Origin of the sequence: Nocardia transvalensis NBRC 15921, assembly GCF_000308875.1 — a bacterium.
GTDB lineage: Bacteria > Actinomycetota > Actinomycetes > Mycobacteriales > Mycobacteriaceae > Nocardia > Nocardia transvalensis.
This window is the reverse complement of the sequence record NZ_BAGL01000119.1, coordinates 25,982-47,344: the sequence shown is the minus strand read 5'-3', so window position 1 is coordinate 47,344 and position 21,363 is coordinate 25,982. Positions and strand designations below refer to the sequence as shown.

Below are 21,363 nucleotides of genomic sequence, written 5' to 3'. Positions count from 1 at the left end.
GGCGCCACCCTCAACAACCCCGCCGGAACCGCCCTCAACCTCGACCGGGCCACAATCACCGACGGCCTCATCGCCAGCGAGAGATTCACAGTCAACGGACAAATTCGCGGCGTCGGAGTGAATATCGCCGGCCAGCTTGCACTCAACGGTGCCACCCTCAGCAACCCTGACGGCGACGCCCTCAGCCTCGACGGGGCGACCATCGGTGGAGGCATCTTCGCTTGTGAGGGATTCACCGCGAACGGGCATATTCGTGCGATCAACGCGAAAATCGACATGCACCTTCTACTGAACGGCGCCACCCTCAACAATCCCGGCGGCACCGCCCTCAACCTCGACCGTGCGACGATCAGCGGCGACGTCTTCGCCGCCGACGGGTTCACCACCACCGGGCCGATCCGTGCCCGCGGTGCGAATATCGGCGGTGAATTCCGACTCGACGGCGCGACCCTCATCAACCCCGACAGCGCCGCCCTCAACCTCGAGTCCAGCACCATCACAACGTTGAGGTTGATGCCTACCCGCGTCGATGGATCGATCGATCTGACCCGAGCTGCGATCACCGATCTACAGACTCCATCGAAGACTCAGCCGCCTGGGCGGCTGATCGCCACCGGCTGGCAAATCTCCGATATACACGGACGGATCCGTACCGACCGCCGCACCGCGGCACAGTGGCTGAAGTCGACTCCTCCCGGGCATGGATTCGCCGCCCAGCCCTGGCACGCACTGGCCGCGGTCTACGACCGCAACGGACAACCCGCCGATGCCCGGCGGCTCCGCGTCACAGCCGCGAACCAAACCACCAAATACGCCCCGTGGACGTCGAAGCCACTTCGCTGGACGTATCTGGCCATCGCCGGGCACGGCTACTATCCGCTCCTAGCGGCCGTATGGCTCACCGGTGCATTCCTCCTCGGGCTCATCATCACCGACCACAACACCGCACACTTCATCCCCACTGACCGAACCGGCACAGACAAGTCCGCAGCCACTCACGCAACCGAAACCCACACGCCCCCAACACAACCGATCACCGCCGCCGAGCCCTGTACCCAATACCCCGACTATCCGTGCTTCAACGTCTTCAACTACTCCCTCGCCGCGGTTGTACCAGCCGCAACCGGAACATCGAAACCCGACTGGACCATCAACTCCACCGCACCCACAGCCCTTACTGTCGCCCTCTCCGTCCTACGCATCTTCGCTTGGATCTTCACCGCCGTGCTCCTTGCCGGCGTCACGGGACTACTCCGCAAGATTTAGCGCCTCGTCCAGGTAGGTCGCATCGGTAACCGAGTGTCGGGTTGATGGACTGTTCCAGCGGGCAGCTTCGCTGTCGCCGAGCACCCGGGCAAACCGACACCCAGTTACCAGCCCATCGACGGCGACATGGCCCACCTGCGTGGGGCGTTCAGAGCAGCAGGTCTAGGAACCCATCGACCGCTCGCCCCGATCACCGCATGCGTCGACACTGTCGACGCGGGTCGAACTCGGGCCCGAACGCCAGTCCCTGGGTACAGCTGCGGGACGGCCGGGCCGACGGCGGCATGTGATCACCGAATGTCCACGTGGTGGTCACCATGGGTCGTTAGGTTCACGGTGCAGCCTCGGTCACAAGCGGGAGGAACGGCAATGTCTCGACATCGATCTCGGATTTCCGCAGGCGCTGCGGCATGTGCCACGGCGGCCGCTCTGCTGTCGTCGGTCACCGCACACGCCGAGCCTCCTGCCGTGCCGAGCGTGGACGACGCTCGTACCATGCTCGATGCGCTGACGGTCGCCGAGGAAGGTTCCAGCAGTGGCTATGCGAGGGAACAGTTTCCGCACTGGAGCGTCGTCGCCGGGGAATGCACCACCCGCGAGACCGTGCTACAGCGTGACGGCACCGGCGTCGCCGTCGACGCGCAATGCCGACCGACCACAGGCAGCTGGTATTCACCGTACGACGATCAGACGGTGACCGACCCGTCCAAGATCGACATCGATCACGTCGTACCACTGGCCGAGGCATGGCGCTCCGGCGCCAGTGGCTGGAGCATCAGCGAGCGGGAACGGTTCGCCAACGATCTCGAACACCCCCAGCTACAGGCGGTCACCGCGTCGATCAATCGAGCAAAAGGTGACCAGGACCCCGCACAGTGGCTTCCTCCGAACACCGCCTACCGCTGCACCTACGTACAGATGTGGATCGGCGTGAAATCGGCCTGGCACCTAACGATCCAGCAGACCGAAAAGGACGCTCTCACACAGACTCTACGCAACTGCTGACGACCGCGACACCAAGCTTCAACACGCAGACCCGACAGGGAAGAGCATGAGCACACCTGCTGCTCCGGACCAATCAGGCATGCCCATCCCGGCGTCGCCCGAACGCACAGTTCTACCGATATCGCTCGAGCTGGCGGTGAAGATCAGCTCGGTAGCGGCGGCGAACCGCGTCTCGTAGGCCGTGCCGCACGGGCGGTCCACACGCGCTCAGCGCCCAGGGCTGCGTTCCGGGCCCCGGAATTCCCTGCCGATTGCCTGCCTGCCGGCGCGGGTCGAGCCCGCTTCCGGCGGTTCGCGAAACGGCGACTCCAGGCCAGGGGTCGGCCGTCCCTTGGCCACCAGCTCGACGATGTGCGGAGGGAGTCTCGAGCGGAGCCGGTCCTCCTCCAATTCCCGTGCCTTGCGGGCCTTCTCCGCCGCGTCCGCCGCGTCTCGCTGCCGTTGGTGCTCGCGGGCCTCGGCGACCTCGCGGCCGTCACGCTCGGCGGTGTCACCGGCGTCGCGCCCGAGCACCAGGGCATCCAGGGGCGTGAACTCCCGGGCCACCCGTTCGGCCGCCTCGCGCTGGATCCGCGCCCGCTCGCTCGGGCCCTTGGTCCCTGCGGTGTCGTGCCCGGGCCGGACGCGTCCGTCGTGTTCGCGTGCCCGCACGGTGCGTTCGGTCCGGTGGGTGCGGGCGTCGGCGCGGCCGCGGTCGACGGCGTCGCGGAATTGCTGTGCCCTGCGCAGTGATTCGGCGCGGGTGCGGGCTCTGGCGATCTCGCGGATGTGCCCGAGTCGTTTCCGGGCGCGGTCGGCGCGGCCCAGCTCGTAGGAGCGGATGAGTTCCAGCTGCTGGGACGCCAGCGATCGACCGAGTTCCATCGCGCGCAACGCATCCGCGCGGGAAATGGGTTCGTGCCGGAATCGGTCCGGGAAGTCGCGAGCCAACTCCGCCAAGTCCTGCCGCACGGTGGCCGGAATCTTCTCTCCGACCACGGTTTCCCACCGGGACCGAGTCAGATGGCCGGCGCCCAGCGTGGAGCGTTCCTTGCGCAGTTGCCTGCGTGTCTCGACCTCGTTGAGCCGCCCCGACTTTCGTTCGATGGCTTCCGTGCCGCGGCCCTCGGTTTTGGCGTTGTCGAGGATACGCGCGCCGAGGCCCGTCTCGATCTTGAATTGCCGCACCCACCCGCGATCGGGGGTCTCGCCTCGCTCGTGCGCCCGCCCGAGTTCGAAATACAACCCGCGCTCGTAGTTGGTCAGCCCTCGCCGATAGTCGTCGTATTCGTCGGGCACAAGCCCCCCGTTTACCTGAGCGTGCCGGTACTACGTGTGGTTTCTGGCTTTCCGGATGTCTCGGGCGGCCCCGGTGATGGCGTAGTCGGCCATCCGGGGCCCGTCGCTGCCAAACAGGTAATCGGTCACCGCGACCAGGCTGTGCACATTGCCGCCGTCGCCGTCGTGTACGGCGGGACTGAAATCCGTATACAGCGGCGCACCGCTCCATTCCGGACGGTTTGTCCACGCCATACCGGCACGACGCACGAAGCATTCCCCGTAGAACCGGACGAACTGGTCCGCGGCGTCGGTGTTCTCCGGGGAGAGGAAGCTGTCGCGGTTTCCGAATAGTTCGAGTGCCGCGTGCAGGATGCGTTCGGTCAGCGGACCGTTCCACCACTCGTCGGAGTACGCGGCGATACCCGGCACGGTGTCGGTGAGGAACGCGCGAACCCGTGATTCCATGAGTTCGGGTGCGACCCAGTCCAGGAACGCTTGTGTCTTCTCGTCGAAGTCGATGTCGAAACCGATCTGCTCGTCACCCACGCCTGACTCCCCTCTACAGTCCTGTGGTCGGCCGTCACTGTATCCGCGCGACAACCCACCCTGGCGGCCCCTCGGCCTCCAACCACACCTGGGCGAGCGGCGACGACGTCGCGCTGTGCAGCAAGGACGTCGGCACCATGCACGAACCGAACCCTAGCCGCCACCGGCTCGACCGTCTCCCCGGAACGGCAACGATGCTTACTTCTCCCGGATCGGTTCTCTGCTCGGATCGAATCGCCGTGTCCTGTCGGGGGCGGTCGTTAGGGTCGCGGGTATGGACCGGATTGTTGTTCTCGGCTGCGGGGGCTCCGGCAAGACCCATCTGGCGAACCGGCTCGCGGCGGTGCTGGCGTTGCCGGTCACGCATTTGGACGCGGTGTACTACGACAGCGACTGGAATCCGTTGCCCCACACCGAGTTCGCGGCCCGGCAGCGTGACCTCGTCGCCGGGCCGCGGTGGCTGATCGACGGCAACCATGTCAGCACCCTGCCGATCCGGCTGGCCGCCGCCGACACCGTGATCTTCCTCGACCTACCCGCGGTGTCCTGCCTGGCCGGTGTCGCGCAACGCCGCTGGCGTTACCGCGGCGGCCAGCACCCCGCGGACGGCGTCTACGACCGGATCACCTGGGACTTCGTTCGCTACATCTGCCGCTACCGCGCGACCACGGCGCCCCGCGTACGGCGGCTCATCACCGAACACGGCCGCCACGCCCAGCTGATCACCCTCTCCAGCCGCCGCCACACCACCCAGTTCCTCCACACCACCCACACCGCCGAGCCCACCTCGTGACACCACCGCCACGACCACCCACCGTCCCACCCCAGGACGACACCTGGGTCGACGCCGCACCGAGGCCGGCGAGAACCGATGCCGCGGCGCAGCGGGAGCGATAGCGTTCCGGCAGCACGCCAACGGATTTCGTCCAGGTCACCGGCGACAGCGGCCCGGTCCGTGTACCGGCACCCGCCCGGCCGAAGAACAACGGGCACTTCTCTACATCATGCGGTGACCACGACGATGATCGTCTCGCGTCGGGTTGTCGCGAGGGTGGCCCGTGACGATCAATGATGCGGCTATCGCGAGCGCGCTGGCCAGCTTCCCACCGGCCGGTGGCGGCCGGCGCGCTCGATCCGTTTTTGTTACAGCGGACCCAGCTGCGTTTCGCCTGGCCACCGGGCGGCCGGGCAGCCCGACGATGCACCCAGGGAACGACGCCGAGATAGTCGGCGGTCGATGGCATTCTGGGGTCGTGACTGGGGAGTCGAGCCCGGCGGTTTCGGGACAGCAGGTGTTCGGGCCGGATGCCGCACTGACAGCGGGGCCACCGCTGGTGGATCCGGAGGCGCTCTACCGTCGTGCCTGCTCGCAACCGGACGGGCCGGCGGGTTTCTACAACCGCAATATCCGTGTCGCGGCCGGTGCGCGGGCGGTCAATGTGCGGATCCCTATCGAGGGTGCCGACGTGATGGACTATCGCCAGTGGCCCGAGCCGCAGGTTCTGGCGGTCGTCGCCTCTCGCGTCACCTCGGTTCCTGCCCTGCACTGGGTGTCGGTGTGTCCGGCGTATCAAATTCACGAGTACATCGACGGCGAGGTCCTCGACCAGCTGGCGCCGCGCGGACGCCCGCTCCCGGCACATGTTCCCTCCGATGTCGCACGATTGTTCGCGCAATTGCGGGCCATCCCGCGCGAGGCACTGCCCTACGCCCCCGGTGGACTCGATGACGATCCGCAGCGGTTCGCCCGCCGGGTGTGGGGTGCGTCCCGGCAGGCGTATCGGGACCACCGAAGCTCCTTCCATCACCTGTTTCGGCGGCTGCGGATCCCGGCGGACCCGTTCGAACCGTTGGACGAGTCCTGTAATAGTTTGCAGGCCAGACAGTTTCGGCTCACGCATGGTGATCTGCATCGCAAGAACATGATCATTCGTGACGGGGAGACGGTGTTTCTGGATTGGGAGCTGGCGCTCTACGGTGATCCTCTCTATGACGTCGCGATCCATCTGCACAAGATGAACTACCTGCCCGCCGAGCGGGAACGGTTCGTCGCGGCGTGGACGGCCGCCGAACCCGACGCCGCGCACAGCGGGTGGGAGCACGATGTGGAGATCTACCTCGCCCAGGCGCGGGTCAGATCCGCCGTCCTCGACGCTGTCCGCTACGCCAAAATCATCGCCGACGGCGGCTGCGCCCCGGACAGCGAACGCCTTCTGGTCCGGAAACTGGCGCAGAAACTGCAGGAGGCGGCGCCGGTGTGGGAGTTGCCGCCGGCGATCGACGAAGCCGAGGTCGACGCTGCGCTACGGGGCTGGCGCTGATCGTGCCGTGCCCGGCGTCGCGGGGGTGCGACGGTCTCGGACGGATGGTCTGAAGGCGTGTGCGGTGGGTGATATGTTGCCGGTCATGCCCAGCGCGCGAGAGAAGACGGTCGGCTTGGTTCTGGTCACGTATCAGAGTGCGGAGGATCTGCCGGGCTTCCTGGACACGTTGCCGTCGGCGGTGGAGCCGTATGCGGTGGAGGTGATCGGGGTCGACAACGTCTCGACCGACGCCAGCGCCGATATCGTCGAGGAGTTCGGCGGACGGGTGATCCGCAACAGCCGCAACGTGGGCCTGGCGGCGGCGATCAACCAAGGTGCCGCCGCGACCGACGCGGAGTGGATCCTCGTCGCCAACCCCGACACCCAGTTGTCGGCGGGTTCGATTGCGGCGCTGGTCGATTCGGCCGCCACCGATGACCGGATCGGGATGATCGGCCCCCGAATCGCCCGGTTGGACGGACAGCCGTATCCCAGTGGGCGGCGGTTCCCGTCGCTGGCGGTCGGCATCGCGCACGCGGTGCTGGGCGGGATCTGGCCGTCGAACCCGGCGACCCGACGCTACTTCGGGACGCCGGTAACGACGCTGAGCGATGTGGATTGGATTTCCGGGTGCTGCATGCTGTTTCGGCGTGCAGCGTTCGACGCGGTGGGCGGGTTCGACGGCCGCTACTTCCTGTATTTCGAGGAAACGAAGATGGCCCTCGATATGCATCGGGGCGGGTGGCGCGTCGTGCTCGATCCCAGCGTGGAGATACGCCACCGTGAGGGCGGCAGCATGCGCTCCGCGCCGTTCCGCAAGGTCCGCACCCATCACCGCTCGGCGTTGCGGTTCTACTGCGACTACCACCAGGGCTCGCCCTGGATCGTGTTCGCCCCGCTGGTCGCGGCCGGACTCGTCGCGCGGGGCGCGGTGGCGATCGTGCGGACCGCCATCGCGCAGCGCCTGAGTCGCGGCTAGGTTCTGTGTCGAAATGAAGTGAGGGGGCTTGTCCGCGTTAGCAGATGTGTGATTTCTCCGGCATGTCGTTCAGCGACAATGTTTGGCGAAGCACCACATCTGTCACATCGGCAGCAGCAGCCCCGACCTGTCACCGAGTGTCCGGCTCCGGCTCCTCAAATACCATCTAGAGGAGCCCCAGGTGTGCGAGCAACAACACCGTAAGGGTGACCGCGCCCGCGAACGCTACGCCACCGTCACGAATGGCCAGTGCCACGTGCGCGCCTCTGACTTGGGCGAGCCAAGCCGTGGCTATCCCTACATTCAGCCCGATGAGTATCGCAACGAGGAGAATCAACGTCTTGACGGCGTAGGGGGACATGCTCTCGCTTCCAATGTGTCGTAGTTGCCGAGGCTGGTAGAACAGGCTGCCAATCTGATGGCATCTGCGATGGGCGCACGACCAGCAGTCGCCTGCGGGTGGTTCCGTACATAAAATTTCTACTGCAACCGAAACCACAGCTGAACGGATTGAACTAATATTGGTCCGGATCGGTCACAGCAAGGTGACACACGGGTGACACAGGTGGGAGTGCATCGTTGGCTAAAAGGCCGCTTGGTCGTCCGTTGGCATCCCCCGGCGCACAGATGGACTTCTTCGATGCGATGCAGCACCTGGTACTTCGATGCGGGGATCCATCTCTCGCGGAGTTGTCCCGCCGAGTTCCAGTCTCACGACAGGTCCTGCACCGAGCACTCCGCGGACCAAAATTGCCGAACAGGGAGCTGGTCGGAAGGATTGTGAAAGCCCTGACGGTCGATGGGCTACACGATAGCGATCGTGATTCCGAGCTCCGACAGATGCTCGACCGCTGGCAGCTCGCCGTTTCGGAGGCACGCTCTCAGCGACCCTCACGTCACACAGACGCGGAACCCGGCGCCAGCAAAGCAGTGCCCTCTCGATCGCAAACGCCGAGATCCCTTCGGATATCGGGGATTCATGAGGATTCCACAGCAGACTCATCTCTCGTATCTAGTCGATACGACCGTCGAGTCAGCTTCAATGCTCGCGAAGCATTAGGCGAAGCCTTGAGCCTGCAACATCGACTTGGAGGAACCGAGCCTGTACGCGAAGTCGCGGAACTCGTTTCCCGTCAGCTTGGACGACCGATATCAGCTAGTTCGATCAGCGATTGGCTCAGCGGGAAGAGCGTACCGCGCCAGATCGAGGTGGTACGAGCGATGGTGACCGAATTTCACCAGCCATCGCGCCGCTACGATCCCTACGTCGATGGAGTAGACGATATTGCTCAGCTCGACTGGAAGCGATACGTAACCGGGGAGATCTGGCGGATGGCATACCATGCGGCCTACCAGATTTCGGTTGATAGTGAGAGCGTTACCGGTGTCCATAATCTTGCCAAACCACTACTGTATCGACTCCGACGTGACTTGGAACAATCACTCCGCGACAGCTCCGATGCAGGCGTTGATATAGACCGTTACGCAGATTACTCGGCTTCACCATCCGACTGGTCCTGCCGCAGCGAATCCGATCAATGGGGAGAGGGTCTAGCTGCCCTCCGCGAGTACGTGGCGCGCCATGGTCACGCTCGGATACCTCGTAGATATGTCAAAAATGGCGTTGAACTGGGCCAATGGGTCGTTGAGCAGCGAAGAAACAGAGATCAGTTATCCCGCTCACGTCGAGCACAGCTTGAGAGGATACCGAATTGGCACTGGGGTGCCAATTCCAATCCCTGGAATGACGCCTACTCTGCCCTAGAGAAGTTTGTCGCGCGCGAGGGTCACGCCTGCGTCCCAATTGATAAAATTGAACAAGGGATAAGTCTCGGACGGTGGGTCTCACAGCAGCGTGCGCAACGAGATTCGATGGACGTTGAACGCTTCCGTCGACTTGAACACGTGCCGGGATGGAGCTGGGATCGCCATACAGATAAATGGACAGAGTCCTTCACTTCACTTCAGATTTTTGTTGAACGCGAAGGGCATTCCAGGGTACCCCATTCCTACGTCCAGAGCGGTTTCAAGCTTGGCCAGTGGGTCGCCAATCAGCGTCGAGTCGGCAATGTGATGGACGATAAACGTCGTGCGTCGCTGGAAGCGCTCCCAGGATGGAGTTGGAATTTGGCTGATGATGTATGGAACAGGAACTTCGCCGCCCTGCAAAGCTTCGTCAGTCGCACGGGTCATACGAACGTTCCCTTTGCTCATATCGAGAATGAAGTCAGGCTCGGAAGGTGGGTTACTAATATTAGATCGAAAAAAGCCAAAGGCCTTCTGAGTGATGAACATTGCAGCCGCCTCGAGGGCATTCCAGGCTGGACATGGAGCGCACTATGATCGCTCACCCGAGCAAGTCTAAAGGTGGCGCAAAAGGTCATAACATGGCGGTGCACGGAGGGCGTCGGCCACTGAGGAAATGACCTCTTTTGCTGCCTTTGCCGCGTTCGGGCCCTTATTGAATGTCTCCAAACGCTCGAGCGGTGTTTGTGACAAGAGGCCTGCAAATCTGGTGACAGGTACCGCGCTTCGGTCGGCCAAGAATACCAGGCCGGATGCACGGCCGATGACGGTTACGATGCTCCGCCACACCAAGCCAGAACGAATACCGGAGACCTCGTGACTAGCGTAACGGTGGCGGGGCAGGCGGATCTGACCGACGCCCAATGGGCCTGGCTGGAGCCGTTGCTGCCCCGGCACCAATGACGACGAGCCACTCGATACGCCCTCGCTTCACTTCGGCACAGAACCTAGCCGAAGGGCTGTTCGCCGAGCGTGGTTCCGGTGGTGAGGTCGGCGAGGAGTTTGTGCACGATCTTGTTGCCGGTGCGGGAGCTAGGCATGCATTGGGCGCAGTCGTCGCTGATCGCGCGGCCGGCGGATACCGCGACCACGTCCAGCAGCCGGGACTGTTTGAGGTGGCCGAGGGTGTATCCGGTGGCGGCGAAGCGTGGTTCGGCTTTCAGGTCGCATGGGGTGAGGTGCCCGTAGGGGCCGATGGTGGGGCGGAAGTAGCGGCCCAGGCATTCGCTGGTGCGGGATCGGTCCGGGGTGATGCCGTTGGCCAGGGCGGCCAGTTCGTCACCGATGTCGACGTGGGTGGCGCCGGCCGGGCGGGTGCGTATCGTGCGGACCTGGTCGGCGACCGTGGCGTTCTGGTCGGTGGTGAGGGCGTCGGTGACGTCGACTTCGTCTTTGCGCAGGTCGAGCCAGTCGGCGCCGATGGTTTCGGCGTAGTCGGTCATGGCGAGGAGCTGGTCGTAGTTGAACGGCTGGATGACGAACCCGATCCCGACAGCGGGCAGGTGATCCCGGTCGCTGCGCAGTACGGTCAGGTTCGCGGTGACCCGATCCAGGGCGCGCTGGGCGGGCCGGGTGCCGGCGATCCGGTCGTAGACCTGCGGGTCGGGGGAATGGATGCTGAACCGGATTCGGTGGCAGCGCAGCAGGGCGTCGAACAGTGGTCCGCCGGGGCGGATGCTGAAACCGGTGGTGTAGATGTGGATTTCGAATCCGAGATCGGCGGCCCGGTGCAGGATGACCGGGAGGTCGGGATTGATCAGGGCTTCGCCGCCACCGGAGACAACCAGCCGCCGCACACTGGCCTCGCGCAGCTCGCCCAGCAGCCGCAGCCAGTCCTCGACGGCCATGAGACCGCCGGTGTCGAGTTGGCGGGTGGCGTAGGTGAGGTTCTGCTGGTCCGACCACAGGCACATGCGGCACCGGTAGTTGCAGGTGCCGCGGGTCGGGTGGATCTCCATCGTGTCGCCCAGCACCGGCCGGTTGTCGAGAATCGCGGCGGGGACCTCGGGGCGGCGCTGCCACTCGGCGACGGTCCTCGCGGCGAAGGCCCACCGCATCCGATGCGGATAGAACCACGACCCCGTCAACGCCGCGACCTGAGCATTAGTGCGGGCGAACCGATACGCCTTGCGGACGGCCTCGAGATCGCCGCCGAGGTCGGCCGCGAGATCCACAGCCGGGGTGTGCGGGGCGGCGAGATGGCAGGCCAGTGCCCGGCGCACCGCCGCATCGGCGGGGGCGTGGTCGGTGACCGCAGTGAACAACGCAGCCAAGCCGGGATCAGCGTCCAGATAGTGATGGGCGGCTTCGACGACGGTCGTGGTGCTCACAGCGACACCTCTGCGCTCGCGTCGATGGTCGAAAGGTGCTGGACGGCTTGCCATTCCGCGCCGGTCAGCAGGGTGATCTGGGAGCGGGCGCGGTCGAAGGCCAGCACGGTTCCAGTGGGGTGGCGCACCACCCGGTGAGTGTCCGGTGCGGTGCGCAGTCCCGTGGCGACGGCGTCGAGGTCGGCGGGATTGTTCATCAGCCAGTGCTCGTCGACGCTGGTGATCGGGATCAGCTCCACCTCCCCCGCCGTGCCCTCTGCGCGGCCGATGAGGGTGTCGGTGGTGTGGGAATCCGCCCGGGGACCGAGCTGGAACTTGTGCTGCGCCTCGACCGCGCGGGGTAGCTGCCGGGCCGTTCCACGGGCCAGCAGTATCTCCGCGTCCACCAGCAGCGGCGTAACTCCCTGTGTGTGAACCGATCCCAGGGCCGCGTTGCCGATCATCTCCCTGCCCCAGGTGGCGGCCTGTAACCGGAATTCGCCGTCGGGGCGGATGTTGGCGAGGGTGTCTTTGACCTGCTCGGACAGCTGTTGCAGGGTGATCGTGCGGGACGGGTTCACCCTGAGCGTGCGTCTGCCGGTGGCGGGCCAGCAGGAATTGAACGTCAAATACAGCCCGGCCGCCGCCAGCCGCGCATGGTGGCGATCCACCAGATCCTGCACACCCAGGAAATCGGACTCCGCCAACGCCAATCGCGGATAGTGGGCGCGGGCCTGCCCGGAAAAGCTCGGCGCGCACAGGTGGTGCTGCACCGCGAGACCGGTCTCGGCCAGATGATCCGACAGGTCGATGACCTGCCGCCAATTGCTCTGGTGCACAACGGTGATCACGGTGACCGGTTTGCCGGTCTCGTGCAGGCGGGCGAGGCCGTCGAGCACCTTCGGCAGGTTCTTGCCCCGTGCGCTGCCGTGCAGATCGTTGGTGATTCCGTCCACGCTGGTGCAGATCCGCGACAGGTTCGAAGCCGCGAGTTGCTGTGCGAGATCGTCGGTGATCTTCGTGGCGTTCGTGATCAGCGTGGCCGCGCACTGCGCCAGCTGGTGGGTGGCGTCCAGGACCGCAGGCAGCGACTCGTGCAGGGTGATCTCACCGCCGGTGAGGACCACCTCCAGCACTCCTGCCTGCTCGGCGGCCTCGAACGCCGACACGATCGCGGCGACCGGGAGCTGCTGGGTCTTCCAGACTTCTCCCGGGTGGCAGTACAGGCAGCGCAGATTGCATTCGTTGACCGCGTCGACGACCAGCCTCAGCAGCCGGCCGACGGGTTCAGGCTCGTTCATGGTGTGCTTCCCGCTCTCTTCGTTGTTGTGTTGCGGCGCTATGGGATTCGTCCCGAGTCGGGTGTGAGGTGGCCAGCGTCGACGAGCACCTGGTACGCAATTCGCTTGCGCGGGCAGTCCTCCCGGGCGCATAGCCGGTGCCGCTGCATGTCGCGGTGCGCCTCGGGTACCGACGGTGGTGTGTCCGGTGCGTCGTGGGTGCGGTCGATGATCGCCAGGATCTGTGTCGGCGCCTCGCGAAGTGACCGTTCGTATCCGCGGTCCGCGCACAGCATCAGCGCCGCCACGGCTACGAAGATCGCGCCGCACACCCCGGCCACCAGCCCGGCCGTAACCGGGCTCATGACCGGCGCCTCCACAACTCGGTGCGCCCGCAGGCGGTGATCGAGTAGCGGTCCCGGTCATACGGTGAAGCCACGACCAAGCCGCGTGCCGCCAACCGGGCCACCGCCCGCCACGTCGCCCAGGTCGTCGACAACGTGCCCGCCGCGATCTGCCGCCGCGTCAACATCCCGCCGAGATCGAGCACCGCGAGGACAGCGGATTCCACCTCCGTCCGCGCCTGTGTGTCCCGGACCCGTGTTGCGTTGCCTCGCATCGTGTCTCCCTCACATCAGGTGCACTGTTGCGTGCCCGTCGCCGAGGAGCCGGATAGAGCGGTCCACTACGACCCGGCGACGGGCACCACCTAGCGTCACCCGATGAGGGGAGCCCACGCGACGCTGTCAAGTGCGCAACCGGTGCTGCGCAATATGTGCCGTTGCCGGTGCTGACGGAACACTTACGACTTAGGGTTAGGCCTACTGCTACCGGTCGAAGGGGAGACCGTGAACGACGACACCGACCTCGTGTGGGAAGGCCACGAATTTCAGCAGTTGCTCGCCGGTCTACACCCGGGACCGGCGTTCGCCCTGATCCGCCGCGCGCACGGGCTATCCCAAGCCGATTTCGGGGTGCTGCTGCACTGGGAGCGGTCACATACCGGCCGGGTCGAGCGCGAAGAAGTCGCGACACTGTTCGATCTGCGTGAGATGACCCGGGTAGCCGATGTGCTCGGCGTTCCCCGCCGCGCCCTGCTGCCCGTGTTGCTCGGAACCACGGAGATCGGCACTATCGAAGGTACCGAAGGCAAAGGAGTCGAAGACGTGGACCGTAGACAATTCGGCCTGACGGTATTCGGTAGCGCGCTGGCAGCCGCGGCATTCCCTCCCGCCGCCTCAGCGGCAGGGTCTCCCATGACCATCGGCGCCGACCACATCAGCTACTTCAACCAGGTCACCGACGCTTTCTTCGAACACGACAGCCTGCACGGATCCGGCGGACTGGTCGAGTCCGCGCTGAAGCAGTGCTCGCTCGCCCGGGAACTGCTCGAGCGTGCCAGCTACGACCAGCAGACCGGCGTCGAGCTGGCGCGGGCGACCGGCAACCTGGTCGACTGCGCGGGCTGGCTGGCGTTCGATTCCGGGAATCAACGCATCGCCCGGGACTGCTTCACCGAGGCGCTGATCCTCGCCGAACGCAGCGGCGACGCCTACCTGTGGTCCAACGTCATGGACGACCTGCGTAACCAGGCATGGAAGATCGGCAACATGCGCGAAGGGCTGCAATTGAGTCTGCGCATCTCCGACGCTATCCGGCCCGTCCGATCCACCCGCCTGCACGCCCTGCACGCCGCCCGCGAAGCCGTCGCCCACGCCGCAGTCGGCGACCGACGCGCCGCCGAAGCCGCCATGATCCGCGCCCTGCGGGAAGTCGACCGCGGCCTCGACGACCCCGACGATCCGATCTGGCTGCATTTCGTCACACCCGCCGAAATCCAGTCGATCACCGCGCAAGCACGCACCTACCTCGGACAACACGACCAGGCCGCCGACATCTACCAGGCCAGCGTCGGCGCACAAAGCAAACCCCGCGACGAAGCCTCCTACCGCGCCTACCACTCCTCATCCCTGGCCCGCCTCGGCGACCACAACGCAGCAGTCACCGAGGGCCTGTCGGCACTCGCGCTGCTGGAAGGCCCCGTCAAATCCCGCCGCCTCGTCGCCGAACTCGAACCCGTACGAACCGCCGTCGACGGCACCCGCAGCAGCGAAGCCGAACTGTTCCGGGCCCGCTTCGACCAGTTGATGACAGCATCCAGCGGCCGCGACACCTGAATCGCAGCCCAGACTCATTGCCGGAGAACGGAGCCGGTGTCGCGAACACCGATTGAGGCCGGCCGCAGCGAGCGATCATCGGTCGCCGTTGGGGATTGCGACGCAATGAGGGGCCCAGGTCATCCAGCGAGCTGACTCGGGAGCATTCACCGCACGACACGGCGGGCACGACATACGAGGGTGGTCAGCGACCACAGAGGAGATGGTGGCTCTCCTGCGCCGTTTCGGCGTGGACGCGGCGGACTGGGCGGGACCGGCGGTGTCTTCGGCGGTTGCCGATGACAATGCTCTGCCCGATCGGCGAGTAGCGCTCATACGCGTTTTGGCCGGCGCTCCCGTCGCCTGGGCGATGTCTGCCACAGATGTCGAGCGCAGCGCCAGGGCAGCCGCAGCCTCGCGTAACGCCGGCACGTGGATGTCCTCGACAGATCGCAGGATCTGCTGCTCCGGAGTTATCGCGACGACGGATACCTGCGCGGTTACCCCCGATGTGCGCGAGTCCATCAATGATCCGCTGAAGGTCATACGCCGGTGTCAGCTGGTGGAGCGGCTGGCGGTCGTCCTGGCCGGTGCAGACAGGTCGACCAGTATCGCCATCGCCGAGTCCATTCTCGGCGTGCTGCTCTCGACACCGAAGTAGCTCATCGCGCGCTCGCAGGCAGTCACGTATCCGGCGGCCGCCGAGGCGGCGATGCCGGTCAGCACCTCGCCTGCCACGCCCCGCTGGGCGGCGATCATCCCCTCGCGACCGGCGCCGGTCGTGTGTGTGGACAGGATCGTCAAAAGGTGCGGCTGGGCATGCACGCCCGCCGAGAACAGCCGGAAGGCGAATTGCCCGTACTCGAGTTCGCCATCCTGCCCGAGCAGCGCACCCACCAGATCGATGTCGTCGGGGAACTTGTCCCCGAGGTACGCCGGTTCCTTGGAGGTGTCGTCCTTCGGATACTTGATGGTCAGGCCGAGGTGCTGCGTGGACCGCACCAGTTCGTCGATCACCTGCGCGAGCTGGGATCGCTCAGCCGGGGCCAGAGTGCCAGGACCGTCGTCGACCATCGTGCGCAGGAAGCGATTCGCCTTGTAGTGGAAGTTCAGGAGCCGCCCGACGCGATCGACGAGGCTGACCCCGGGGTCGCATAGGTAGAACGCCTGCGCGCTGGCGAGCATGACGCCGCGGGCAAGACTGAACGGGCTGAAGATGATTCGCGGCACGGCCAGCGCCCGCGCGAGCATGCGCAGGTGATCGTTGGCCTGCTCGAGCTGGCTTTGGATCTCGGCGTGCAGTTCGTCGACCGGACGCTGCCGCCACTCGCACGCCAGCCGACGCTGGCCGATGTCGTCCTTGCGCGCCAGGCAGCGGTCCTTGTACGGCTTACCTATCCCCAAAGCGCTGACGGCGAACATCGCGGTGATCTCCTCGACCTTGTCGGCCATGCGCTGCCAGGTCCCGTCGTCGGCGATCACGTCCTGCTCCTTCACCGGCTGAAATCCGCTTCTTCGCAGACTCTGGCCGCGACCGGGGTCGAGGCCAGAGTTGCGGCTCAGCGGCGAGCGTATACATACTGGGACATCCCTGCCGCGGCCACGGCAGGGGACGTCCCCTAGCTAGTGAGGCTCCAGCGAGATCCGGAAAGACCCACGGGACCACGTCACCGTGAGCCGAAAACCACGCTTCATCGAGCATCACCTCCTTTTGCCCAGGGGATCGAATCGACGGCGGGCCCGAACACTCACTTCGGGCCCGCCTCTTCATGTTCCGGTCATCCCCACCACCTGGACAACTCGTCTCGATGACCATTTGAGCGGTTCTTGCCCTACACTCCGGGCGGATTGTCTGTGCCACAGCAGCGGGTACTCTGATCCGAATCAGCGGTAGAATTCTTATTTTCAGCGGTCGAAATAGCCCTTTTTATCTGCTAGTTCCTACTAGGTCTAGACCCCGTTACCCCGTTATCCCATGACTCCTGCGGGAGCCGCTGAGATGGTCGGCGTGCTGGAGAAAGGACAGGGATGGGAAGCTTCACCGGGACGGCCAGACGCCTGCTTGAGCTGGCGGTCAAGAACTCGGGCCGGACAAGCTCCGTGCAGCTACCGGCCGCTTTCGCGAGGAACCGGCACCCCGGCGAGCAGGCGCCGCAGCTGTCGGATCTGTTCCGCCAGGGCGAGGTTCCGCTCAAGCTGTACCTCACCCTGCTGATGTTGACCCGCAAGGCGCCGCACCAGTTGCACCGCATCGTCGCGGACCACTACTGGGCCGTGCTGCTGGGGTACGAGGAACTGAACGAGGCAGACCCGATCCCCGGCGCTGGCACCCGCCGGATCAGGCGCGGCATGGACCGCCTGAGGAAGAACACATTGCTCACGAGAGAACGCGTCCCCGGACGCGGGTTCGAGATCACCGTCGTTCACCCACCGGGCCCCTTGGCCGCGCCCTACATCACGATCCCGATCCAGCTCTGGTCGAAGGGCTGGCTCAATGTGATGTCGGCGCGGGCGCTGTTCGTGTACCTGTGCCTCCGACTCGTCCTGGCCGGCAGGCCGGACGAGCAGGGCGCCCACATCTCGTCGTGGGACCGCAAGTGCTTCGCGATCAGCGACGACACCTGGCAACGAGGACTCAAGGAACTGGTTGCCCTGCAACTCGTGCGAACCGAAACCGGCCGCGTCGCAACGGATATATGGTCCACTGACCTGCACGCGCGCAAGATGTACTACCTAAACAACACCTACCTGCGCGAGCACGATAGCCCGGAGGAGCCGGTCGAGGTGAGTACCCCGGCCAAGAAGGATCTCTGAAACGACCGTGTTTGTCAGACTCACGCGATCGAGGGCTGGTCAGCGCACACCCGCCACGTTTCGCCGCGGCCGCATCCGGGCGTCACGGTGCGGCTCGTGCCTTCGGCGGGCGGTGCCCCGGCTATCGAGGTGCCTCGCGCGAATCAGTATCTGGCCGACCGTCATTCGCGGGTCGAAGCGCCGTGTAGGGGCGCTGGTCTCGCAGGATCGCCCAGAGGACGCGGCACAGCTGCCGTGACACGCACAGCAGCGCTTGAGCGTGCAATTTCCCTTCGGCTCGCTTCTTGTCGTAGAACGCGCGGGAGGAGCTGCCGGGTCCGTTGTTTCGGCCGCTGGGCGCGGCTCCGCGTGGACCTGTCGGGTCCTGTACGGCGGCCTACGGGGTGGCGTATCCGATCAGGGCACCGAGTCCGGCACCGATCGGGGCGGTGACCAGGGCACCGACACCGCCGAGAAAGAAGCCGAGGACAGCGCCGACCCCGGCACCGACCAGCGCGCCGACGCCGGCGTTGTGCAGCTTGCGGTCCACGGTGTCCGACGCCTCGTCGACCGGTGCTGCGGTCGCGCGGGGCGTGAGGGTGAGAGTATGGCCGTCGTCGGTGATACGGCGGCGATTCCGGTGATGCCGGTGGTCGTGGGCAGGCCCAGTCCGATCGTGGTGACAGTGCTGCCTGCGGGTTCGGCGAGCGCGACCGTCTCATCGGAGACCGGGGCGACCCGGCCACCATCGGTGAGGTTGCACGCACGCCGCCGTCGGGGGTCGGGGGGCGGTGTAGGCCAGACCGTGATCAGCCGCCGAGACGACAGGGGCGGTCTCGGTGTCGGGTGCCGGGTGGGCGTGGGCGGTCGCGGCGATGCTGGTGGTTGCGAGTGCCGCGAGTAGGGCGGCAGCGATGGAGCGGGATGACGATGACATCGCGGTTCTCCTTCCCGTGGACGGCGACGGATTCGCCGACCTGAACGGTGCGCCTTGCCAGGCAGGTGAAAAGGGATTGGTAGTAACGGGTTTCTGGGCCGCCGTCAGCGGTTCGGCAGGCGGATTCGTTCGGCTTGGTCGGGAGCCTCGGCGCGGCGTACCGCTGCCCGGAACCACAGCGGGCAGCCGACGCCGCCCACCGGCGAGGCAGGTGCAGAGTTCACGCATGAGACGCTCCTCATCGGGGATGGCTCGAGAATCGGGCGCGGGCTGGGCTGGTGTTGCGCAGCGGCCGTGTGGGTTTCGCGGTCAGCGGCGGCGGCCGAGGAAGAATCGGGCGGCGGTGCCCCATCGGGACACACGCCTGTGGTCTAGGACGGGCACGTGCGGCGCCCAATGGCCGACGGCGGCGGTGAGCCGGTCGTGGTCGAGGCGCCAGGCGACGATCGCGCGGCTCGCCGCGACGAGTTCCGGAGCCACGCCAGGGATCGCCACGCGCGATACCGCCCGCGACACCCAGTACAGGTCGGTGGCGGCGTGGGGGTGTCGTCGCACCGCGATATAGGACTGCTGGGTCCCGGACGGCAAGCGCTGGGTGTAGAGGACGACGGCGGCGATGTCGTCCCACGGCACGCCGCCATCGGTGTCGCGGTACCGCGTCATCGGACGGCCGAGGGTCACCCCGGTGCGGTCCACCCGCAACCCCAGCCACCCCGACAGACAGATCGCCGTCATCGCCACCGCCGCGACCGACATGAACACGATGGTCGCGACACGGTGCGGGAACTCCGGGAACACCACTGCCAGCACCACGAACGCGACGCTGAAAACGATCAGCACCACACCTTTCGGGGTGAATCCGAACCGGGCCTCATACACCGGCCCGTCATCGAGCGGTGTCACCGGTCCTCCCCCGGGCTCGGCGGTGCGGGGCTCGGCGGCGGGGCCCGCGGGAGTATTCGCCCGCTCCGGGGCGGGGTCGTCAGTGCCGGTCACGACACGGCTCCTTCCTCGTGAGAATCGTTGCGTTGCCGAATTACGCCGTGGGGCTGGGTTTCCCCCGCCTGCGACCCGTCTTTCGTTGCGTCGGGGGCGGGGTGATCACCCCGGACAGCAGGTGGTGGATGCGGTCGGTGGCCTCGAAGGCTGGCACCGGCCGCACGTAGCGGTGCGCTGCCAGCCAGCCGATCGCCGCGACCACCTGGTCGTCGCCGATGGTCGAGGCCAGTTCCTCGACGGTGCGGGCACCGTCGGCCTCGTCGAGTGCCCCCAGCACCCGCTGCTGCGGCACGGTGAACCGTTCCCAGCTGGCTGGGTCGGCGAGGGCGGCGCGTCCTGTGCGGCTGAGCAGCCACGCGCGCCGCTGCCGCGCGAACCCGTTGCTGGCGAGCCGCCGCACGGTCGCCTCGATGCTGCCCGGTCTACGCGCGATCATCGCTTCCAACTCCGCCACGCCGCGCGCACCGGCGGCACTGTCCAGTGCTCGCAGCAGGTCGTACTCCAGCGCCGGAAGTTCGGGTGGGCTGGATTGGGAGGCGTTCACCGGCGCCGCCCTACCGGTCGGCCGCCGTGGAGTGCGGGCCGGTGCGCGATCGCGCCGAGATGTACGAGGCGGGTGGCGGGCAGGTCGTCGCCGAGCCAGTCCTGGATTCGGGCTACTCCCGGGTCGAGGATCTCGAAGCCGTGCAGCCAGGAGTGGACCTCGGTCGTGGAGCGGAAGGTGGTCTCGGCGAGCGAACCGCAGGTGGTCCCGGCTACGCGTTCGATCACTTCGTCGGCGGACTCGATCGCTGCCTGGGTGAGTGCGAGGTAGCTGCCTGGTGCCATCGCCTCCCGCAGCCGGGCGATGATCGTGGCGGGCTGCTCGTCGTCGGTGATGTGGTCGAGCACGCCGATCAGCAGGATGCAGACCGGAGCCCGGAAGTCCACGCCCGCCTGGGTATACAGCCGATCGAGCAGCGAGTCCGGGTCACGCAGGTCGGCCTCCAGCACCGACACCCCGGTCGCGTCGCCGACCATGGCGTGCGAGTGCGCGATCACCACCGGGTCGTAGTCGACATAGGTCACCGTCGCCGCGGTGTCGATCGTGCCGACGGCCTCGTGCACAGCCGGCGAGGTGGGGATTCCCGCGCCGATGTCGACGAACTGCCGGACCCCGGCCTCGGCCGCGAAGACCGCGGCGCCGGTGCAGAATTTGCGGACGAACCCCGCCAGCGTCCGGCCCTCGGGAGCCACTTCGAGCAGGCGGTCGGCCGCGACCCGGTCGACCTCGTAATTGTCCTTACCCCCCAGCAGATAGTCCCGGATGCGGGCCGCCGCCGGTCGGCCCGGATCGACCCCGTCCGGCGCGGAGCGTGCGGGGTCGATCCGTATCGCCGCCGTCACCGGCCGAGCCTGGGCGGCGCCGCCGCATCGGTGCTGCCGGTCTGGAAGTCGGCGCCGACCGCGGCGGCCAGGTGCAGGGCGTGCTCGGATACCAGGTTTTCGGCGTCGGCCCGGCCGATTTCCGTGCGCGTCAGCACGGTGGCCGCGTCGCGCAGGCTGCGCAGCGCCTGGTCGCGGTCGCCGTGGTCGGCGAATTCACTGGCTTGGGTGAGGGCCAGGACATTCTCCGTGCCGTGCTTGCGCAGCACGGCGGTGATCGTGTCCTCGGTGCGGGCGGGGTCGTGGATGATCACGCATTCGGCGGGTGGAGGGAAGGTCATCGGTGTGGCTCCGTGGGG

At 66.3% G+C, this 21,363-nt stretch carries 20 protein-coding genes; 8 read left to right on the top strand and 12 right to left on the bottom strand.

Annotation, left to right across the window (positions count from 1 at the left end):
* The coding region (locus tag ON41_RS31645) for a hypothetical protein (protein ID WP_040751811.1) at positions 1 to 1,266 on the top strand (1,266 nt) is incomplete at its 5' end.
* 495 nt (positions 1,267 to 1,761) lie between these two features.
* Positions 1,762 to 2,271: an HNH endonuclease family protein gene (locus ON41_RS31640; RefSeq protein WP_246461645.1), complete on the top strand. Its 510-nt coding sequence runs from the start codon at positions 1,762 to 1,764 to the stop codon at positions 2,269 to 2,271.
* A gap of 207 nt (positions 2,272 to 2,478) precedes the next feature.
* On the opposite strand, the gene ON41_RS31635 is transcribed toward ON41_RS31640, so the two are convergent.
* Both ON41_RS31635 and ON41_RS31630 read right to left on the bottom strand, forming a co-directional pair.
* The gene (locus ON41_RS31635; protein ID WP_040751809.1) at positions 2,479 to 3,549 is read right to left on the bottom strand and encodes a hypothetical protein; all 1,071 of its coding nucleotides are present in this window, start codon (positions 3,547 to 3,549) and stop codon (positions 2,479 to 2,481) included.
* Between the two features lie 30 nt (positions 3,550 to 3,579).
* Positions 3,580 to 4,077: a hypothetical protein gene (locus ON41_RS31630; protein ID WP_040751808.1), complete on the bottom strand. Its 498-nt coding sequence runs from the start codon at positions 4,075 to 4,077 to the stop codon at positions 3,580 to 3,582.
* A 274-nt stretch (positions 4,078 to 4,351) separates the two neighbouring features.
* Between ON41_RS31630 and ON41_RS31625 the strand changes: the two genes are divergently transcribed.
* The 4 genes from ON41_RS31625 (at position 4,352) to ON41_RS40750 (ending at position 9,702) form a co-directional block, all read left to right on the top strand.
* Complete coding sequence (locus tag ON41_RS31625) at positions 4,352 to 4,870, top strand: P-loop NTPase family protein (protein ID WP_040751807.1); 519 nt, start codon at positions 4,352 to 4,354, stop codon at positions 4,868 to 4,870.
* Between the two features lie 460 nt (positions 4,871 to 5,330).
* Positions 5,331 to 6,398, top strand: a complete 1,068-nt coding sequence (locus ON41_RS39430; protein WP_157185688.1) for a phosphotransferase family protein — start codon at positions 5,331 to 5,333, stop codon at positions 6,396 to 6,398.
* Between the two features lie 85 nt (positions 6,399 to 6,483).
* Positions 6,484 to 7,359 (top strand): glycosyltransferase family 2 protein, encoded by an 876-nt coding sequence (locus ON41_RS31615; protein ID WP_040751821.1) that lies wholly within the window; start codon positions 6,484 to 6,486, stop codon positions 7,357 to 7,359.
* 1,221 nt (positions 7,360 to 8,580) lie between these two features.
* Complete coding sequence (locus ON41_RS40750) at positions 8,581 to 9,702, top strand: helicase associated domain-containing protein (protein ID WP_169336527.1); 1,122 nt, start codon at positions 8,581 to 8,583, stop codon at positions 9,700 to 9,702.
* A gap of 410 nt (positions 9,703 to 10,112) precedes the next feature.
* On the opposite strand, the gene ON41_RS31605 is transcribed toward ON41_RS40750, so the two are convergent.
* From ON41_RS31605 to ON41_RS41950, 4 genes are read right to left on the bottom strand one after another with little or no spacing between them, the layout of a single operon-like run.
* Entirely contained in the window at positions 10,113 to 11,495 is a 1,383-nt protein-coding gene (locus ON41_RS31605) for a radical SAM protein (RefSeq protein ID WP_040751805.1), read from the bottom strand.
* A complete protein-coding gene (locus ON41_RS31600; protein ID WP_040751804.1) occupies positions 11,492 to 12,775 on the bottom strand; it encodes a radical SAM protein in 1,284 nt (427 codons plus the stop codon). Before ON41_RS31600 ends, ON41_RS31605 begins: the two co-directional genes overlap by 4 nt.
* A gap of 38 nt (positions 12,776 to 12,813) precedes the next feature.
* Positions 12,814 to 13,119, bottom strand: coding sequence for a hypothetical protein (locus ON41_RS41955; RefSeq protein ID WP_157185687.1), 306 nt, complete (start codon positions 13,117 to 13,119; stop codon positions 12,814 to 12,816).
* A complete protein-coding gene (locus tag ON41_RS41950) occupies positions 13,116 to 13,373 on the bottom strand; it encodes a hypothetical protein (RefSeq protein WP_157185686.1) in 258 nt (85 codons plus the stop codon). The genes ON41_RS41955 and ON41_RS41950 overlap by 4 nt, the downstream gene beginning before the upstream one ends.
* Positions 13,374 to 13,602: 229 nt before the next feature.
* Here ON41_RS41950 and ON41_RS31585 point away from each other — a divergent pair, with 229 nt between their 5' ends.
* Positions 13,603 to 14,931, top strand: a complete 1,329-nt coding sequence (locus tag ON41_RS31585; protein ID WP_040751801.1) for an NsdA family TPR-like regulatory protein — start codon at positions 13,603 to 13,605, stop codon at positions 14,929 to 14,931.
* A 534-nt stretch (positions 14,932 to 15,465) separates the two neighbouring features.
* Here the strand turns inward: ON41_RS31585 and ON41_RS31580 are convergent.
* Complete coding sequence (locus ON41_RS31580; protein ID WP_040751800.1) at positions 15,466 to 16,407, bottom strand: hypothetical protein; 942 nt, start codon at positions 16,405 to 16,407, stop codon at positions 15,466 to 15,468.
* 531 nt (positions 16,408 to 16,938) lie between these two features.
* Here ON41_RS31580 and ON41_RS31575 point away from each other — a divergent pair.
* Positions 16,939 to 17,724 carry a hypothetical protein gene (locus tag ON41_RS31575; protein WP_040751799.1) on the top strand — a complete coding sequence of 262 codons (786 nt, stop codon included), beginning with the start codon at positions 16,939 to 16,941 and terminating at the stop codon, positions 17,722 to 17,724.
* Between the two features lie 376 nt (positions 17,725 to 18,100).
* Here the strand turns inward: ON41_RS31575 and ON41_RS40745 are convergent, their stop codons facing one another.
* The 5 genes from ON41_RS40745 to ON41_RS31550 form a co-directional block, all read right to left on the bottom strand.
* Positions 18,101 to 18,253, bottom strand: coding sequence for a YMGG-like glycine zipper-containing protein (locus tag ON41_RS40745; RefSeq protein WP_174411380.1), 153 nt, complete (start codon positions 18,251 to 18,253; stop codon positions 18,101 to 18,103).
* A gap of 696 nt (positions 18,254 to 18,949) precedes the next feature.
* Positions 18,950 to 19,636, bottom strand: a complete 687-nt coding sequence (locus ON41_RS31565; protein ID WP_040751798.1) for a hypothetical protein — start codon at positions 19,634 to 19,636, stop codon at positions 18,950 to 18,952.
* Between the two features lie 40 nt (positions 19,637 to 19,676).
* Positions 19,677 to 20,183: a phenylalanine--tRNA ligase subunit alpha gene (locus tag ON41_RS31560; protein ID WP_040751797.1), complete on the bottom strand. Its 507-nt coding sequence runs from the start codon at positions 20,181 to 20,183 to the stop codon at positions 19,677 to 19,679.
* Positions 20,180 to 21,025 carry an SAM-dependent methyltransferase gene (locus ON41_RS31555; protein ID WP_246829639.1) on the bottom strand — a complete coding sequence of 282 codons (846 nt, stop codon included), beginning with the start codon at positions 21,023 to 21,025 and terminating at the stop codon, positions 20,180 to 20,182. Before ON41_RS31555 ends, ON41_RS31560 begins: the two co-directional genes overlap by 4 nt.
* Complete coding sequence (locus ON41_RS31550) at positions 21,022 to 21,345, bottom strand: hypothetical protein (RefSeq protein WP_157185685.1); 324 nt, start codon at positions 21,343 to 21,345, stop codon at positions 21,022 to 21,024. Before ON41_RS31550 ends, ON41_RS31555 begins: the two co-directional genes overlap by 4 nt.
* Positions 21,346 to 21,363 lie beyond the last annotated feature (18 nt).

What these genes read in the sequence shown, in the direction of transcription:
- ON41_RS31615 (WP_040751821.1), top strand. Translation starts at nt 6,484, where the DNA reads ATGCCCAGCGCGCGAGAGAAGACGGTCGGCTTGGTTCTGGTCACGTAT.
- ON41_RS31600 (WP_040751804.1), bottom strand. Translation starts at nt 12,775, where the DNA reads ATGAACGAGCCTGAACCCGTCGGCCGGCTGCTGAGGCTGGTCGTCGAC.
- ON41_RS41955 (WP_157185687.1), bottom strand. Translation starts at nt 13,119, where the DNA reads ATGAGCCCGGTTACGGCCGGGCTGGTGGCCGGGGTGTGCGGCGCGATC.
- ON41_RS31575 (WP_040751799.1), top strand. Translation starts at nt 16,939, where the DNA reads ATGGGAAGCTTCACCGGGACGGCCAGACGCCTGCTTGAGCTGGCGGTC.
- ON41_RS31625 (WP_040751807.1), top strand. Translation starts at nt 4,352, where the DNA reads ATGGACCGGATTGTTGTTCTCGGCTGCGGGGGCTCCGGCAAGACCCAT.
- ON41_RS40750 (WP_169336527.1), top strand. Translation starts at nt 8,581, where the DNA reads ATGGTGACCGAATTTCACCAGCCATCGCGCCGCTACGATCCCTACGTC.
- ON41_RS31550 (WP_157185685.1), bottom strand. Translation starts at nt 21,345, where the DNA reads ATGACCTTCCCTCCACCCGCCGAATGCGTGATCATCCACGACCCCGCC.
- ON41_RS31640 (WP_246461645.1), top strand. Translation starts at nt 1,762, where the DNA reads ATGCTCGATGCGCTGACGGTCGCCGAGGAAGGTTCCAGCAGTGGCTAT.
- ON41_RS41950 (WP_157185686.1), bottom strand. Translation starts at nt 13,373, where the DNA reads ATGCGAGGCAACGCAACACGGGTCCGGGACACACAGGCGCGGACGGAG.